This window comes from Bacillus sp. 2D03 (genome assembly GCF_003946765.1).
Classification (GTDB): domain Bacteria; phylum Bacillota; class Bacilli; order Bacillales; family Bacillaceae_G; genus Bacillus_A; species Bacillus_A cereus.
In genome coordinates this window covers 1-14,937 of record NZ_RPSJ01000004.1, presented here as the reverse complement: position 1 = coordinate 14,937, position 14,937 = coordinate 1, and the positions used below count along the sequence as shown (strand labels likewise).

Genomic DNA, 14,937 nt, shown 5'->3' with positions numbered 1-14,937 from the left:
CATAAAGATTATAAGCATTTAGCGAAAGAAGGAGAATAGTCATGAAAAAATTTCCATTCAAAGTACTAACTTTAGCTACATTAGCAACTGTTATAACTGCTACTACCGGTAACACTATTCATGCATTTGCACAAGAAACGACCGCTCAAGAACAAAAAGTAGGCAATTATGCATTAGGCCCCGAAGGACTGAAGAAAGCATTGGCTGAAACAGGGTCTCATATTCTAGTAATGGATTTATATGCAAAAACAATGATTAAGCAACCAAATGTAAATTTATCTAATATCGATTTAGGGTCAGAGGGGGGAGAGTTGCTCAAAAATATTCACCTTAATCAAGAGCTGTCACGAATCAATGCGAATTACTGGTTAGATACAGCGAAGCCACAGATTCAAAAAACTGCTCGTAATATTGTAAATTACGATGAACAATTTCAAAATTATTACGACACATTAGTAGAAACTGTACAAAAGAAAGATAAGGCAGGTCTAAAAGAGGGTATAAATGATTTAATTACTACAATCAATACAAATTCAAAAGAAGTTACAGATGTGATTAAGATGCTACAAGACTTCAAAGGGAAACTATATCAAAATTCTACAGATTTTAAAAATAATGTTGGTGGTCCAGATGGGAAAGGTGGATTAACTGCAATATTAGCAGGTCAACAGGCAACGATTCCACAACTTCAAGCTGAAATTGAGCAACTTCGTTCTACTCAGAAAAAACATTTTGATGATGTATTAGCATGGTCAATTGGTGGTGGATTGGGAGCAGCTATTTTAGTTATTGCAGCTATTGGAGGAGCGGTAGTTATTGTTGTAACTGGCGGTACAGCAACACCGGCTGTTGTTGGTGGACTCTCGGCTCTTGGTGCAGCTGGTATCGGTCTAGGAACAGCGGCTGGTGTCACAGCATCTAAGCATATGGACTCCTATAATGAAATTTCTAACAAAATCGGAGAATTAAGTATGAAAGCAGATCGTGCTAATCAAGCAGTTCTTTCGCTTACTAACGCGAAAGAAACATTGGCATATTTATATCAGACTGTAGATCAAGCGATATTGTCTCTAACAAATATTCAAAAGCAATGGAATACAATGGGTGCAAATTATACAGATTTATTGGATAATATCGATTCTATGCAAGACCACAAATTCTCTTTAATACCAGATGATTTAAAAGCCGCTAAAGAAAGTTGGAATGATATTCATAAAGATGCAGAATTCATTTCAAAAGATATTGCTTTTAAACAGGAGTAGAACTGAAATTTAAAACCTAAATTGGAGGAAAATGAAATGATAAAAAAAATCCCTTACAAATTACTCGCTGTATCGACGTTATTAACTATTACAACTGCTAATGTAGTTTCACCAGTAACAACTTTTGCAAGTGAAATTGAACAAACGAACAATGAAGATACAGCACTTTCTGCAAATGAAGTGAGAATGAAAGAGACCTTGCAAAAGGCTGGATTATTTGCAAAATCTATGAATGCCTATTCTTATATGTTAATTAAGAATCCTGATGTGAATTTTGAGGGAATTACCATTAATGGGTATGTAGATTTACCTGGTAGAATCGTACAAGATCAAAAGAATGCAAGGGCACATGCCGTTACTTGGGATACGAAAGTAAAAAAACAGCTTTTAGATACATTGAATGGTATTGTTGAATACGATACAACATTTGATAATTATTATGAAACAATGATAGAGGCGATTAATACAGGAGATGGAGAAACTTTAAAAGAAGGGATTACAGATTTACGAGGTGAAATTCAACAAAATCAAAAGTATGCACAACAACTAATAGAAGAATTAACTAAATTAAGAGACTCTATTGGACACGATGTTAGAGCATTTGGAAGTAATAAAGAGCTCTTGCAGTCAATTTTAAAAAATCAAGGTGCAGATGTTGATGCCGATCAAAAGCGTCTAGAAGAAGTATTAGGATCAGTAAACTATTATAAACAATTAGAATCTGATGGGTTTAATGTAATGAAGGGCGCTATTTTGGGTCTACCAATAATTGGCGGTATCATAGTGGGAGTAGCAAGGGATAATTTAGGTAAGTTAGAGCCTTTATTAGCAGAATTACGTCAGACCGTGGATTATAAAGTAACCTTAAATCGTGTAGTTGGAGTTGCTTACAGTAATATTAATGAAATGCACAAGGCGCTTGATGATGCTATTAACGCTCTTACTTATATGTCCACGCAGTGGCATGATTTAGATTCTCAATATTCGGGCGTTCTAGGGCATATTGAGAATGCAGCTCAAAAAGCCGATCAAAATAAATTTAAATTCTTAAAACCTAATTTAAATGCAGCGAAAGACAGTTGGAAAACATTACGAACAGATGCTGTTACATTAAAAGAAGGAATAAAGGAATTAAAAGTGGAAACTGTTACTCCACAAAAATAGGGAAATATTAATTCTGTTGTAAAGTGAACTAAAACATAGAAAGTCTATGATTACACTGTTAAACAGAAAAGTAATAATTAATAAATCCTTATATAACAGAAAGGCGGAGTCTCATTAAAGACTTCGCCTTTCAATTATATATAAGTATGATTCGAATAAAAAATAACCTTGTAGTTTAATTGCTTTTTTAAAATTTGCAACAGAATCGGTTAATTTGAAGCAGATTATATACATTTTCTTTAATACTTAATGATTTGAAGGCTGCTAAAGAAAGTTCAAACGATACTGATAAAAGATGTAGAACTCATTTTGAAAGACATCGCTTTTTAATAAGATTAGAACTTGAAACCATACCTTATATAGGAGGAAAACGAAATGATGAAAAAAATCCCTAATAAACTACTCGCTGTATCAGCGTTTTTAACTATAACAACTACTTATGCAGTCATACCACTAGAAACTTTTGCAATTGAAATTGAACAAACGAACACTGAAAATATGTCTCTTTCAGCAAATGAAGAACAGATGAAAAAAGCTTTGCAAGATGCTGGTTTATTTGCAAAAGCTATGAATGAATATTCTTATTTGCTAATTAATAATCCAGATGTGAGTTTTGAAGGAATAACTATTAATGGAAATGCAGATTTACCTAGTAAAATTGTACAAGATCAAAAGAATGCAAGAGCACATGCTGTTACATGGAATACACAAGTAAAAAAACAGCTTTTTGATACATTGACAGGCATTATAGAATACGATACAAAATTTGAAAATTATTATGAAACATTAGTAGAGGCGATCAATACTGGAAATGGAGATACTTTAAAAAAAGGGATTACAGATTTACAGGGAGGAATTCAACAAAATCAAAAGTCTGCAAAAGCATTAATAGAAGAATTAATTCAATTAAAAAATGCTATTGGAGAAGATGTTAGAACATTTGGAAGTCATAAAGAGACATTGCAATCGATTTTAAAAAACCAAGGTGCTGATGTGGAGGCTGACCAAAAGCGTCTAGAGGACCTTTTAGGACAAGTAAAATATCAGAAAGACATAGAATCTAAGGGGTTAGACATGGTGAAAATCCCCTTTATTCCAACCTTGATTGCTGGTGGCATAATGATAGGTGATGCAAGAGGTAAGTTAGGTTGGCTAGAACCTGAATTAGCAAAATTGCGTCAGACTGTAGATTATAAAATAACATTGAATCGTGTAGTTGGAGTTGCATTTCATAATATTAGTGATATGCATAGTATGCTTGATAGTGCTATCACTGCTCTTACTTATATGTCTACGCAATGGGAGGATTTAGATTCTCAATATTCGGGTGTACTGGGACATATTGATAAAGCTGATCAAAAAGCTGATCAAAATAAATATAAATTCTTAACCCCTAGCTTGAATGCAGCGAAAAACAGTTGGAAAACATTAAAAACAGATGTTGTCACTTTGCAAGAAGGGATAAAAATTGCAGAGAAAAAAGAACAGGATTTTTTGAATCAGCTTCGTCCATCAAACGTTTTCTACTTTTATAAAAAAATTCATAACGCATACACTTTTGAAATAAAGACTGGAACAAATGCGCCAAATGCGTCTTATAAAGTTATGAATTTAACTAAAAACACTGTTCATAATATGTGGAGTGGAGGGGCTAATACTAACATGTGGGCTGATTGGCTTTCATTCAATCCAAATGATGAATTTGCGGTAGTAGCAGTAGTGGATGGTAAAGAATATGTTGTGTATAAAGACAAAGTACAAAATATAATGAACTGAATCTGAAAGTAACGAAGTAATTGGAGCTGGAGAATAAACTAGACACCAAGTTAATTGAAAAATCTCCTTATATCCTAGAATATTTTGCTCAAGAAAAAGAATTTGTTCAGCGAAAAAGTAAATATTGAATCCAAGGAGTTAGTTGTATTATGTGTATGGTTTTACCGAAAGGTTTCAAGTACATTACTCATACAATTATGTAGTTATCCTGAAGCATCTACAGGTGTTCTTATCGACCTTGAAGAACTACTTAGCTTCCTAAGTGGAGTGATTTTATGCAAAATTAAGTGAACGTTTTTGTACATAGATTAGTTGACATTTATATAGTTTTTTTCCATTTTCATAGATAGTTTTGTTTTTTATGTTATTTTTCAAAAATGACTGCTGAAATTTCTATATTCATGACTCAGTATATAATCATTGTTTGATGAAATGACATACCATGTCCCTTAGAGTTTCAGACATATTACGATAACTTAAAGAAAAAAGATAATAGTAGTCAACGGTTACTATTATCTTTTTTGAACTATTTTTCATTAAAATATCTCATCTGCTGTGCCCCTTATTTATTTTTCTAGATTTTATCCTAGTTTAAAATTTATGCATTTGAACTGTTTATACAATTTGTAGGATTTTTAGCTTTTTTGTCGAATACACTTAATGCAAGGAGGGACATTACATGATTATTAAAGATTATTTCATCAACCTTTCTATTTTTTCTTTATTAGTTAGCGCAGCAATATTTATTCAAGTGTTTACAATTAATTCTAGTCGACATTTCGAAAAGCTCTATGGAGGGATTATTGCAGTTACGTTAATGTTCTTTTCTTTTCCATACATGGGATTTTCCTACGATCTTCGAGTTGTTCCTCTTATTCTATCTTTTATTTACTTTGGTCGTATTGCTGGTTGGATTACGTTAATTAGCATAATTGTAATGCGTATCTTTTACACTGGAGGGTACTGGGAACCTCCTGTGATTGCTTATTTAGGTATGGGGATTCTATTTTCTACCTTTAAAACTTATTTTAAAAAACTACATCCTTTTAAAAGTGCATCGTTATATTTTTCTGTTTTTATTGGAATAAAGTGGTTAGTTGGCGTATTATTTAATACTACATTACTTTACACAGGAGGCTTATTATATATAGCATTAGGACTTTTAATTGGGCTATTTCTTATGGAAGCCTACCAGAGATTGTATTATTTAACACAGGACTTATCTAAAATGAATCGAGAATTAAAAAAATCGAAGCAAGAACTTGCAGATACCGTACATGAGCTTCAAGGAGGAATTTTTAAATTTAAAAAAGTAGGTAAGCACTTTATACACACTTTATGTGATGGACAGTTTTATTATCAAAACGGATTTTATTCTGAACAGGTGGTAGGAAAAAGCTTACGTACTATTGATGCTTCTATTGTTCCTCCACATTTAGTTCCACAATTGATGAAGTACTATCTTCAGGCATGGGAAGGAAAAGAAATTATATTTGAATTACCTTGGCCAAATGATAAAACTATTATTCTTATTGCGCTTAGGCCGATTAAACGAAATGGACAAGTTATTGAAGTTGTTGGTTCTACAGTTGATATAACCGAAAGGAAAAAGGTAGAATCAGAATTAAGCGCTACCAAAGAATTATTGGAATCATTTATAAAGCACAATCTAGATGCTATTACCATTTCTGATCGAGAAGGGCATATTTTACAAGCGAATAAAGCTTATGAAAAGATATTTGGGTGGTCATCACAAGAAATCATAGGTAAGAGATTACCTTGTGTACCAGATTTTTTAATGGAAGAATCGCTTAAAAATATTCAGAAAATTCTAACGGGTGAATCTGTGGTTACTAGATTAGAAACTGTTAGACAAAGGAGCGATGGGAGTCTTCTTGATGTCAGTCTGACAGTTTCTCCTATACTAGATGTAAGAGGAAATGTGATAGCTTTATCAGCAATATGTAGAGACATCTCTGAAAGAAAACAAGCAGAAAGAGAACGACATCGATTACACCAGCAATTAAGAGATAGTGAAATGAAGTACCGTGCACTAATCGAACAAGCAACTGATGCGGTATATGTAGTAGAGCTGAATGAAGATAATGCTCCAAGTCGATTTATTGAGGTAAACCCTGTTGGGTGTAGAAGATTTGGATATAGTAGAGAAGAGTTGCTCTCATTATCATTTTCAAATATAGTACCACAAGATTCTCAAATGATCGTAAGGCTATTAGAAAAAATTAAAAAGGGACAAACTTCCTTCACTTTGCAAGATGAATATGTTTTTCCAACAGGAAAAGTAATAACAACTGAGTTTAGTGTTCGTGTTTTTAACTTAAATGGGAAAAAAGTTTTCCTAAGTATTTCTCGTGATATCACTGAACGGCTAAAAACAGAAGAATTATTACGAAAATCTGAAAAACTTGCTGTTGTAGGACAATTAGCGACTGTAATGGCTCATGAGATTAATAATCCATTAACTGCAATGAAAGGGTTCATGCAATTACTAAAATCAACGGAAAATGAAAATAATCAAGGTTATATAAATATAGTATCATCAGAGATTGAGCGTATAGAGAGTATTACAACTGAATTTATGGCGGTAGCCAAACCACAGGTGGTAAAAATAAAACCTAATGATATTAGTGTGCTAATGGATCAAGTTTTAATGCTACTACAACCTCAAGCAATGATGAATAATATAAAAATTAGAATCGATCTTAACCCTGGTATTCCATTGATTTCATGTGAAGGAAATCAATTAAAGCAAGTATTTGTTAATATATTGAAAAATGCAATTGAATCTATGCCGATGGGAGGAGAAATTCTCATTCAATTAAATATACTTGATAATAATCAATTAAGTATTCGTTTTATCGATCAAGGGTGTGGGATTCCAAAAGAACGTATACCATACCTCGGAGAACCTTTTTATAGTATTAAAGAAGAGGGGATTGGCTTAGGGTTAATGATCTGTTATAAAATCATTGAAACACATCAGGGAAAGGTATTTATTGAGAGTGAAGTGAATAAGGGAACTACAGTTGAAGTCACTCTCCCTATTTGTACACTTCAAAATTAATATGTTCTTTTATTGAAATTTTTTAAGAAACCATACAAAATGTAATGCTATTAAACAAAAACTGAATAGAACTTTCTATCGTTGTTTACAAGAGGAAATGACAAACGTAATAAGACATGGAGAAGCAGGAAACGATACAAGTCTTGTTACAATATCATACAAATCATGTAATACTTCCAAAACAAGATTGTTTGTATATGTCGAAGAGTTATATCCATATACGTCTCCCGATACACTTAATCAATTGATTATAGAAGCTGGTGAATAAAACGAAAATGCAAGTATCATAGGCATCATTTTCTATCTTCGTGTGTATGGTTAATCAACAAATCTCTTACTTAACTGCGAAGTCAGTTTAGAAATCATAACAGGGATTTTATTAAGCTTGGAGGGAATTAATCGACACTTTAACTTAGCTTCTGCAGCTGTCTACTGTTCAAAAAATAATTTCTGTATGTTATACCAAAAATAAAGAATGTACTTTTAGAATTTATAAAAAATATAATTAGGATTAAATTAAAACCTTCCAAAAAGCATGTTATAAAAACATCCTTTCTTTAGAACCAAAAGAAAGGATGTTTTTAATATCGTAACTATGTTTTAAAAAAATTCTTATTTTTACTTTTAATACATTTTTTAACTAATTTTGGTTAAGTTATTTTCAAAGAGGTTATTGCTAATTCGATGGATATATCTATATATCACTATGCCTGATTTTTAAAATAGAAATTTCTTAAAAACTATATGTAACTTCTTTCTGAAAGGAAGGTATTATCAATTGAAACCGTATGGAAAAATACCTGATAACTCTATAAAATCTTTACAGGATTTAATGCAATTACTAAAAAAATCTAAAGATTTTATAACGTTGGAAATTGCTTCTAATAATTCCTCTATAGTCATTTCATATTTTAGAACCTTAATCGATGTAAATATATTTCATGAAGAGGTTTTGACTTATATAAAAGAGAAGAGCTTCAATTCGTTACAAGATATTCACTCTGTCTTACCTTTTGAGAATTCAAAAATAACAAATCAAATTGAAGATATTCAGGATAGTATTTTAAATGGCTATATACTTATTCAGTACGATACAGATAAATTAAATTGTTTGTTAGTAAATGTGTCAAAGAAAGAAAAAAGGGATATTACAAAAGCTGAAATTGAATACAATATTGTGGGTCCGCAAATCGCATTTGTCGAAGATTTAGATGTGAATTTAAATTTAGTACGTAGAAAGCTTCCAACACCGTATTTACAAATGAAAGAATTGAAAGTAGGATCTCTCTCTAACACAACTGTTGCGATTGTATTTATTGAGGGAATTGTAAATGATCAAAATCTACAAGAAATTATAAAAAGGGTAAGTCAAATAAAAACAGACCATGTTTTAGATAGTACTTATTTGATGCAGTTAATTGCAGACAACCCGAATTCTATATTCCCTCAATTTTTGAATACAGAACGTCCGGACCGTGTGGCAGCTGTATTAGCAGAAGGGAAAATTGCACTTTTTGTAGATGGCTCGCCTTATGCCATCACTCTTCCAACAACATTAATTGATTTTTTTTCTACGACAGAAGATTACACCATGCCTTGGATTATAGCCTCTTTTTTTCGTCTATTAAGGCTTTTTGCTTTTATATTTTCTGTCTTAACGACTCCATTATATGTCTCGATCTTAACATATCATTACGAGCTTATCCCAAAAGAACTTCTTGAAACGTTAATCATATCGAGAAGTAAAGTACCTTTTCCTCCATTAATTGAAGCACTTTTTTTAGAAATAACAATTGAATTACTGAGAGAAGCGGGGGCACGTTTACCAACTAAAGTGGGTTTAACTGTCGGTATAGTAGGTGGTATTGTGATTGGACAAGCATCGGTAGAAGCAAGTCTTACAAGTAACGTACTTATTATCATTGTTGCACTTTCAGCTCTTAGTTCATTTACAGCACCAATATATCGTATTGGTAATACAATTCGAGTAATTCGTTTTCCTTTTATAATATCTGCACACCTATTGGGCTTATTAGGAATTGTTTTAACAAGCTCTTTGCTTTTAGCACGCTTATTACGTACAGAATCATTAAGACGTCCTTATTTGTTTCCTTTTTATCCTACACGCCCTACAGATTGGAAAGACAGTATTATACGTATGCCGATCTCAGCGATGTTTCGACGTCCTATTTTTTCAAGGTCTAAACAGCGTTTTCGCTTTAATCCAGAAGAGGTAGAGAAAAATAAAATACTATCAAGAAATGATTTCGATGATTGAATTTAACAGGGAGGAGCATTATGAAACAGATCCCAATTGAGTATCAAGTCTCTCCATATATGGTATTTTTTTTAATTATTACTATACAGATGGGAGTTGGTATGCTTGGTTTTGAAAGGATTAGTGCAAAATTAGTTGGAAATGATGCGTGGATTAGCACGCTACTTTTTGGAATATCTGTTAATGTTATGATTTGGATCATATATCAGATTTTAAATCAGGGTAATGGAGACATCATTGCAATCAATCAAAACGTACTTGGAAAATGGATTGGTGGATTGCTCAACTTCATTTTTTTATCCTATATTGTATTGTTAGGTGCAACAACACTACATACTTATATCGAAGTAGTACATGTTTGGATGTTTCCTTCAATTTCATCTTGGGTTATAGCGGGGGCTTTTTTGGGTCTATGTTATTACATTGTTACTGGAGGATTTCGTGTAGTTGCCGGAATCGGCTTCTTTGGAATCGTTATCCCAAGCATTCTAATCTTCACATTTTTTTATCCTTTGCAGTATGCAGATTTCCGGAATTTATTTCCAATTGCACAGCATTCATTCCTAGAAATTATGAAAGGAATGAAAGGAAATATGTTTAGTTTTTTTGGATTCGAAATGTTATTGTTGTACTATCCATTTATTAAAAAGGCAAGAACGTCTCAAAAATATGCGCACTATGCAAATTTAGTAACGACTATTGTCTACACATACCTTATGATTTTAACTCTTGCATTTTTTAGTGAAAAGCAACTTGCGAACGCGATATGGGCATATTTAAGCATGATTAAAATTATACAATTTCCCTTTATAGAGCGGTTTGAATACATTATTGTTTCTGTTTGGGCTTTTTTTATATTACCCAATGTTTCCTTTACATTATGGGGAGTAAGTCGTGGTATAAAAGAGGCACTGGGAATAAAGCAAAAATATGTTTTGCCAGTTATCATCCTATTCATCTTTATTTTGTCATTTTTCTTGAATAACCGTAATAAAATTAACTTATTAAATACTTGGACAGGTCAAATTGGCTTTGTATATATATATGTATACCTACCTGTACTATGGCTAATTCAAACGGCCAAAATAAAGTTAAGGAGATAAACATGAAGCGATGGATACTTTTCCTTATATTAAGTGTCTTCTTAATAGGTTGTGCTAAAACGAAAATTGTGGATGACATTGACTTAGTTCAGGTTGCGGCATATGATACCGAAGCAGAAGGTAAGCTAAAAGGAACCTTTGCGATTTCAGCTTATAAAGGAGGTGGGGAAGGTGAAACAAAAATCTATTCAGCATCAGGCCAGACTGGTAGAGAAGTTCTTGCAAGAGCATCCGAAAAATCTTCTGGACCTCTAGAGTTGGGTCAATTGCGTGTTATTATATTTAATGAAAAAATAATTGAAAAGGGAATGCAGGAAATTTTAGAGACTTTGAACCGAAATCCTAGTGTAGGAAATGCAATTTATTTAGCAATTACAAATGTAAAAGGGGAATCACTATTAAAGGGGAACTATTCTAAAGAAAAAGAAATTGCTTCTTATCTATCCTCTTTACTGGAGCAAAATATGAACAATGGGACGCAACCAAAAACAAACTTTTTTATGTTTTTAAATCAACTTGATGATGATGCGAGAGATTCCTATTTACCGATGATATCTAAAAAAGGGAATGTGTTGGAGTTAAATGGAATAGCACTTTTTAAAAGATGTAAAATGGTTGATAAAGTGAACCCTAAAGATTTATTTGTATTTAAATTGTTGACAGATAATTTTAAACAAGGTACATACCAATTCAAACTACCTGGTTCTTCAAACACTTATGCCACGATAGAGAATATAAAAGCTAGAACAAAATATAAGATGGAGGGGAATAGTAAGCATCCATTCGTAAATGCTCATATTCAAGTTAAAGCTGAAATTCAAGAATTTACAAAAACAAAAAATCTAGATAATCCTAAAGAAATAAAAAAATTAGAAAAAATTATGGGAAAAGAAATAGAAAAAAAAGCAACTACATTGATAAAGAGATTTATTAAAAAAGACACAGATCCTATAGGACTTAGAAAGCTTGGTAGAACTCACGTAAGAAAATGGAACAGTCAAGAATGGGAAGAATCCTATAAACATTTACGTTTTCGTGTAACTGCTGATGTAAAAGTAACCCAATCTGGTGTTACAGAATAAATCAAATAAGATATGGGAAATTTTAATAAAAAATATAGTCTCGCAGGAGATTAGGGAGAAGAGAAACTATTAACAAAGAATTTCATAAACATTAAGATGTTTTGTTAATATTTTTTATACCTGTAGCTTTATCACTTACAGTAATTATAATAAAAGAACACCGAAACAAATTCCCGATACCACATAATTATAAGAGGACAATAAAGCATCAAGATATAATGTATGCTTTGTCTGGAAAAAAGAATTAAGTACTTCAAGGTTAAACACTTTTAAAGTAGTAAATTCGTTGCTTGTAGCACTTCAACTAGACTGTGCCCCCGAAAGTTAGAAAGGTCGGTTTATTAAGTAGCCTCTAGGGAATGAGCCTAGTATAATACTGGATTCATTTCCTTTTATTTTTCCTTGATTCTTTCATGATTATAGTACTTTATATACTTTGCTAAGTCTTGTTTGAATTCTGTTATACTTTCAAATTCTTTCGATACAGAAATAGACATACAAAAACGCCATTCTTTTTTATAAATCTACAGAAAGAATGGCGTATTCTTCAAAAGTGAGTTCCTTTATTGAAAAGCTTTAGTTCTATATGACAGATAAAAGGGCAAGCAACGCTAAAATAGCGAGAAGTCCTTGTTTCATGATAATTGATTTATTGGATGTGAAACCTCCGAAAATAGCTACTACCACTACACAAATGATGAAAAATAATTGAATCATATAACCAATGGGATTGTTTCCAAGTATAAGTCCCCAAATGAGGCCAGCTGCTAAGAATTCATTATATAAACCGTTTACAAATTAATTGTCTAAGTATTTCTAAGTTTAAAGAGTGCAGTGTCTTCGTTTTTTATTGAATTAACTTTTACATGTTGGTTCAATATTTTCTATTCTCTTGGAACTTAGTTCTCGTTTACTTCTCACAAAAGCAATAAAATCTATTATCTCTTCTGTTGACAGTGCTTCTCCATCTATTAAAAGTGTTGAATCTGAATCGTTTAGGAGTCTTGTAATATCAATTACATCTTTGTTTTGATGTGAATGTTCAATTCGACCTAATATATAATCTACAGATGTATCAAATAAATCGGCTATTTTAGATAAAGATTGTAATGAAGGTAATCTATAACCATTTTCATAACCAGCATAGGTGCTTTTCGCAATCCCAAGTCGATCTGCTGTCTCTTGTAAGGACCATTTTTGATTTTTTCTTAATTTAGATAAACGTTCCAGCATTCGTCTCATACCCCATCTAATTTTATTAAATTAATTATAACATAGAAAAAGAATCAAGAATAGAAAAAAAGTACGCGTATTGAATACAAAATCTTGATTAATTCAAATTAAGTTCTATAATGATAAATATAAATACGCATTACGCGAACGATATATCGTTGTTTATTTTATGGAGGGGTTGTGTATGAAGAAAATTTTATTACTTGCAACTGGTGGGACAATTGCATCTGTGGAGGGGAATGAGGGGCTTGTTCCAGGATTGTCCGCTGAGGAATTATTGAATTATTTTTCGAAGTCTTCTCGAAACTTAGAAATAGATTGCAAAATCTTAATGAATATTGATAGTACCAATATGCAACCTGAGCACTGGAAAGAAATAGCTAATGCTGTTTTTAATCACTATGATGACTATGACGGGTTTGTGATTACACATGGAACGGATACGTTAGCTTATACATCTTCCGCGTTATCTTATATGCTTCAAGGTTTAAGAAAACCAGTTGTTTTAACAGGTTCACAAGTACCTATTAGTTTTAAAAAGACAGACGCAAAGAAAAATGTAGCTGATGCTCTTAGATTTGCCTGTGAGGATGTTGGCGGTGTGTTTATTGTTTTTGATAGTAGGGTGATTATTGGGACGAGAGCAGTTAAAATGCGAACAAAAAGTTATGATGCATTTGAAAGTGTGAATTATCCATATGTTGCTGAGGTAAATGAAGATGAAGTGAAATATCATTGGAAGCCAACGTCCTCCCATAATGAACTTTCAATAAATACTAATTTATGTACGGATGTTTTTCTTATGAAATTGTATCCAGGTACAAAACCAGAGATATTTGATTGTTTAAAAGATTTGTATAAAGGGATTATTATTGAAAGTTTTGGTAACGGTGGATTACCTTTTGAAGGAAGGAACTTGCTTTCGAAAATTCAAGAGTTGACTGAAATGGGGATTGCTGTAGTGATTACTACTCAATGCCTGGAAGAAGGAGAAGACATACTTCTCTATGAAGTAGGACGGAAAGTGGCACAACATCAAGTAATATTGTCTGGAGATATGAATACGGAAGCAATCATAGCAAAATTGATGTGGGCGCTTGGGAAAACTAATAAATTAGAAGAGATTAAAAAAATTATTGAAGAGCCTTTAGCCTACGATTTAACAATAAAATCTGATAAGGATTGGTAATGACTTCATATGATTTATTTAGGTTTTACATTTAATATGGGGGAGAAATTAAAATGGCAATGACAAACAAGAACGTGCGAGTGGAGAATGATTTTTTGGGAGGAAAGGAATTACCTATTGAGGCATATTACGGAATTCAGACTTTACGCGCTGTTGAAAATTTCCCGATTACAGGGTATAAAATTCATGAAAGTTTAATTAGAGCGTTCGCAATTGTAAAAAAAGCAGCAGCGCTTGCGAATACAGATGTAGGAAGATTGGAATTGAACAAGGGCGGCGCGATCGCAGAAGCTGCTCAAGAAATTCTTGATGGAAAATGGCATGATCATTTCATCGTAGATCCAATCCAAGGCGGAGCAGGTACTTCAATGAATATGAACGCAAATGAAGTCATTGCCAATCGTGCTCTTGAATTATTAGGAATGGAAAAGGGAGACTATCATTATATTAGTCCAAATAGCCATGTAAATATGGCCCAATCAACAAATGATGCATTCCCAACGGCGATTCATATCGCAACGTTAAATGCACTAGAAGGCTTATTACAAACGATGGGTTATATGCATGATGTATTTGAATTAAAAGCAGAACAGTTTGACCATGTTATTAAAATGGGTCGTACACATTTACAAGATGCGGTGCCAATTCGTCTTGGACAAGAGTTTAAAGCATACTCTCGCGTACTTGAACGTGATATGAAACGAATTCAACAATCGCGTCAACATTTATATGAAGTAAATATGGGGGCAACTGCAGTTGGTACAG

At 32.5% G+C, this 14,937-nt stretch carries 11 protein-coding genes and 3 pseudogenes; 11 read left to right on the top strand and 3 right to left on the bottom strand.

Annotated elements, in window-relative coordinates; genetic code table 11:
* The first annotated feature begins 41 nt into the window (after positions 1-41).
* From hblD to EBQ15_RS10610, 9 genes and pseudogenes are all read left to right on the top strand, one after another.
* Entirely contained in the window at positions 42-1,262 is a 1,221-nt protein-coding gene (gene hblD, locus EBQ15_RS10645) for a hemolytic enterotoxin HBL lytic component L1 (protein ID WP_000714435.1), read from the top strand.
* A gap of 36 nt (positions 1,263-1,298) precedes the next feature.
* On the top strand, positions 1,299-2,426 hold the full coding sequence (hblA, locus tag EBQ15_RS10640; protein WP_000591968.1) for a hemolysin BL binding component B: 1,128 nt from the start codon (positions 1,299-1,301) through the stop codon (positions 2,424-2,426).
* 375 nt (positions 2,427-2,801) lie between these two features.
* Positions 2,802-4,202: a hemolysin BL regulatory component HblB gene (hblB, locus tag EBQ15_RS10635; RefSeq protein ID WP_000976163.1), complete on the top strand. Its 1,401-nt coding sequence runs from the start codon at positions 2,802-2,804 to the stop codon at positions 4,200-4,202.
* Positions 4,203-4,881: 679 nt separating this feature from the next.
* The gene (locus EBQ15_RS10630; RefSeq protein ID WP_000584278.1) at positions 4,882-7,287 is read left to right on the top strand and encodes a PAS domain S-box protein; all 2,406 of its coding nucleotides are present in this window, start codon (positions 4,882-4,884) and stop codon (positions 7,285-7,287) included.
* 97 nt (positions 7,288-7,384) lie between these two features.
* On the top strand, positions 7,385-7,555 hold the full coding sequence (locus EBQ15_RS32015; protein ID WP_002000131.1) for a hypothetical protein: 171 nt from the start codon (positions 7,385-7,387) through the stop codon (positions 7,553-7,555).
* Positions 7,556-8,119: 564 nt separating this feature from the next.
* Positions 8,120-9,565 carry a spore germination protein gene (locus tag EBQ15_RS10625; protein ID WP_372474159.1) on the top strand — a complete coding sequence of 482 codons (1,446 nt, stop codon included), beginning with the start codon at positions 8,120-8,122 and terminating at the stop codon, positions 9,563-9,565.
* 20 nt (positions 9,566-9,585) lie between these two features.
* Complete coding sequence (locus tag EBQ15_RS10620) at positions 9,586-10,668, top strand: GerAB/ArcD/ProY family transporter (protein WP_000809707.1); 1,083 nt, start codon at positions 9,586-9,588, stop codon at positions 10,666-10,668.
* Positions 10,669-10,670: 2 nt separating this feature from the next.
* Positions 10,671-11,750 carry a Ger(x)C family spore germination protein gene (locus tag EBQ15_RS10615; protein ID WP_000832864.1) on the top strand — a complete coding sequence of 360 codons (1,080 nt, stop codon included), beginning with the start codon at positions 10,671-10,673 and terminating at the stop codon, positions 11,748-11,750.
* Between the two features lie 137 nt (positions 11,751-11,887).
* Positions 11,888-12,078: pseudogene (locus EBQ15_RS10610) on the top strand (hypothetical protein); the annotation flags it as partial.
* A 64-nt stretch (positions 12,079-12,142) separates the two neighbouring features.
* Here EBQ15_RS10610 and EBQ15_RS32010 read toward each other — a convergent pair.
* The 3 genes and pseudogenes from EBQ15_RS32010 to ansR form a co-directional block, all read right to left on the bottom strand.
* Positions 12,143-12,229, bottom strand: a pseudogene (locus EBQ15_RS32010) (IS3 family transposase); the annotation flags it as partial.
* Between the two features lie 103 nt (positions 12,230-12,332).
* Positions 12,333-12,539: pseudogene (locus tag EBQ15_RS10600) on the bottom strand (DUF1304 domain-containing protein); the annotation flags it as partial.
* A 66-nt stretch (positions 12,540-12,605) separates the two neighbouring features.
* Positions 12,606-12,983, bottom strand: a complete 378-nt coding sequence (ansR, locus tag EBQ15_RS10595) for an HTH-type transcriptional regulator AnsR (RefSeq protein ID WP_000893572.1) — start codon at positions 12,981-12,983, stop codon at positions 12,606-12,608.
* 184 nt (positions 12,984-13,167) lie between these two features.
* On the opposite strand from ansR, the gene ansA reads away from it, so the two are divergent.
* Complete coding sequence (gene ansA, locus EBQ15_RS10590; protein ID WP_000722299.1) at positions 13,168-14,172, top strand: asparaginase; 1,005 nt, start codon at positions 13,168-13,170, stop codon at positions 14,170-14,172.
* Between the two features lie 53 nt (positions 14,173-14,225).
* Positions 14,226-14,937 (top strand): lyase family protein (locus tag EBQ15_RS10585; RefSeq protein WP_241228010.1); only part of this gene is annotated, 712 nt, incomplete at its 3' end.

What these genes read in the sequence shown, in the direction of transcription:
- EBQ15_RS10625 (WP_372474159.1), top strand. Translation starts at nt 8,120, where the DNA reads ATGCAATTACTAAAAAAATCTAAAGATTTTATAACGTTGGAAATTGCT.
- ansA (WP_000722299.1), top strand. Translation starts at nt 13,168, where the DNA reads ATGAAGAAAATTTTATTACTTGCAACTGGTGGGACAATTGCATCTGTG.
- hblD (WP_000714435.1), top strand. Translation starts at nt 42, where the DNA reads ATGAAAAAATTTCCATTCAAAGTACTAACTTTAGCTACATTAGCAACT.
- EBQ15_RS10620 (WP_000809707.1), top strand. Translation starts at nt 9,586, where the DNA reads ATGAAACAGATCCCAATTGAGTATCAAGTCTCTCCATATATGGTATTT.
- hblA (WP_000591968.1), top strand. Translation starts at nt 1,299, where the DNA reads ATGATAAAAAAAATCCCTTACAAATTACTCGCTGTATCGACGTTATTA.
- EBQ15_RS32015 (WP_002000131.1), top strand. Translation starts at nt 7,385, where the DNA reads ATGACAAACGTAATAAGACATGGAGAAGCAGGAAACGATACAAGTCTT.
- ansR (WP_000893572.1), bottom strand. Translation starts at nt 12,983, where the DNA reads ATGCTGGAACGTTTATCTAAATTAAGAAAAAATCAAAAATGGTCCTTA.
- EBQ15_RS10615 (WP_000832864.1), top strand. Translation starts at nt 10,671, where the DNA reads ATGAAGCGATGGATACTTTTCCTTATATTAAGTGTCTTCTTAATAGGT.
- EBQ15_RS10630 (WP_000584278.1), top strand. Translation starts at nt 4,882, where the DNA reads ATGATTATTAAAGATTATTTCATCAACCTTTCTATTTTTTCTTTATTA.
- hblB (WP_000976163.1), top strand. Translation starts at nt 2,802, where the DNA reads ATGATGAAAAAAATCCCTAATAAACTACTCGCTGTATCAGCGTTTTTA.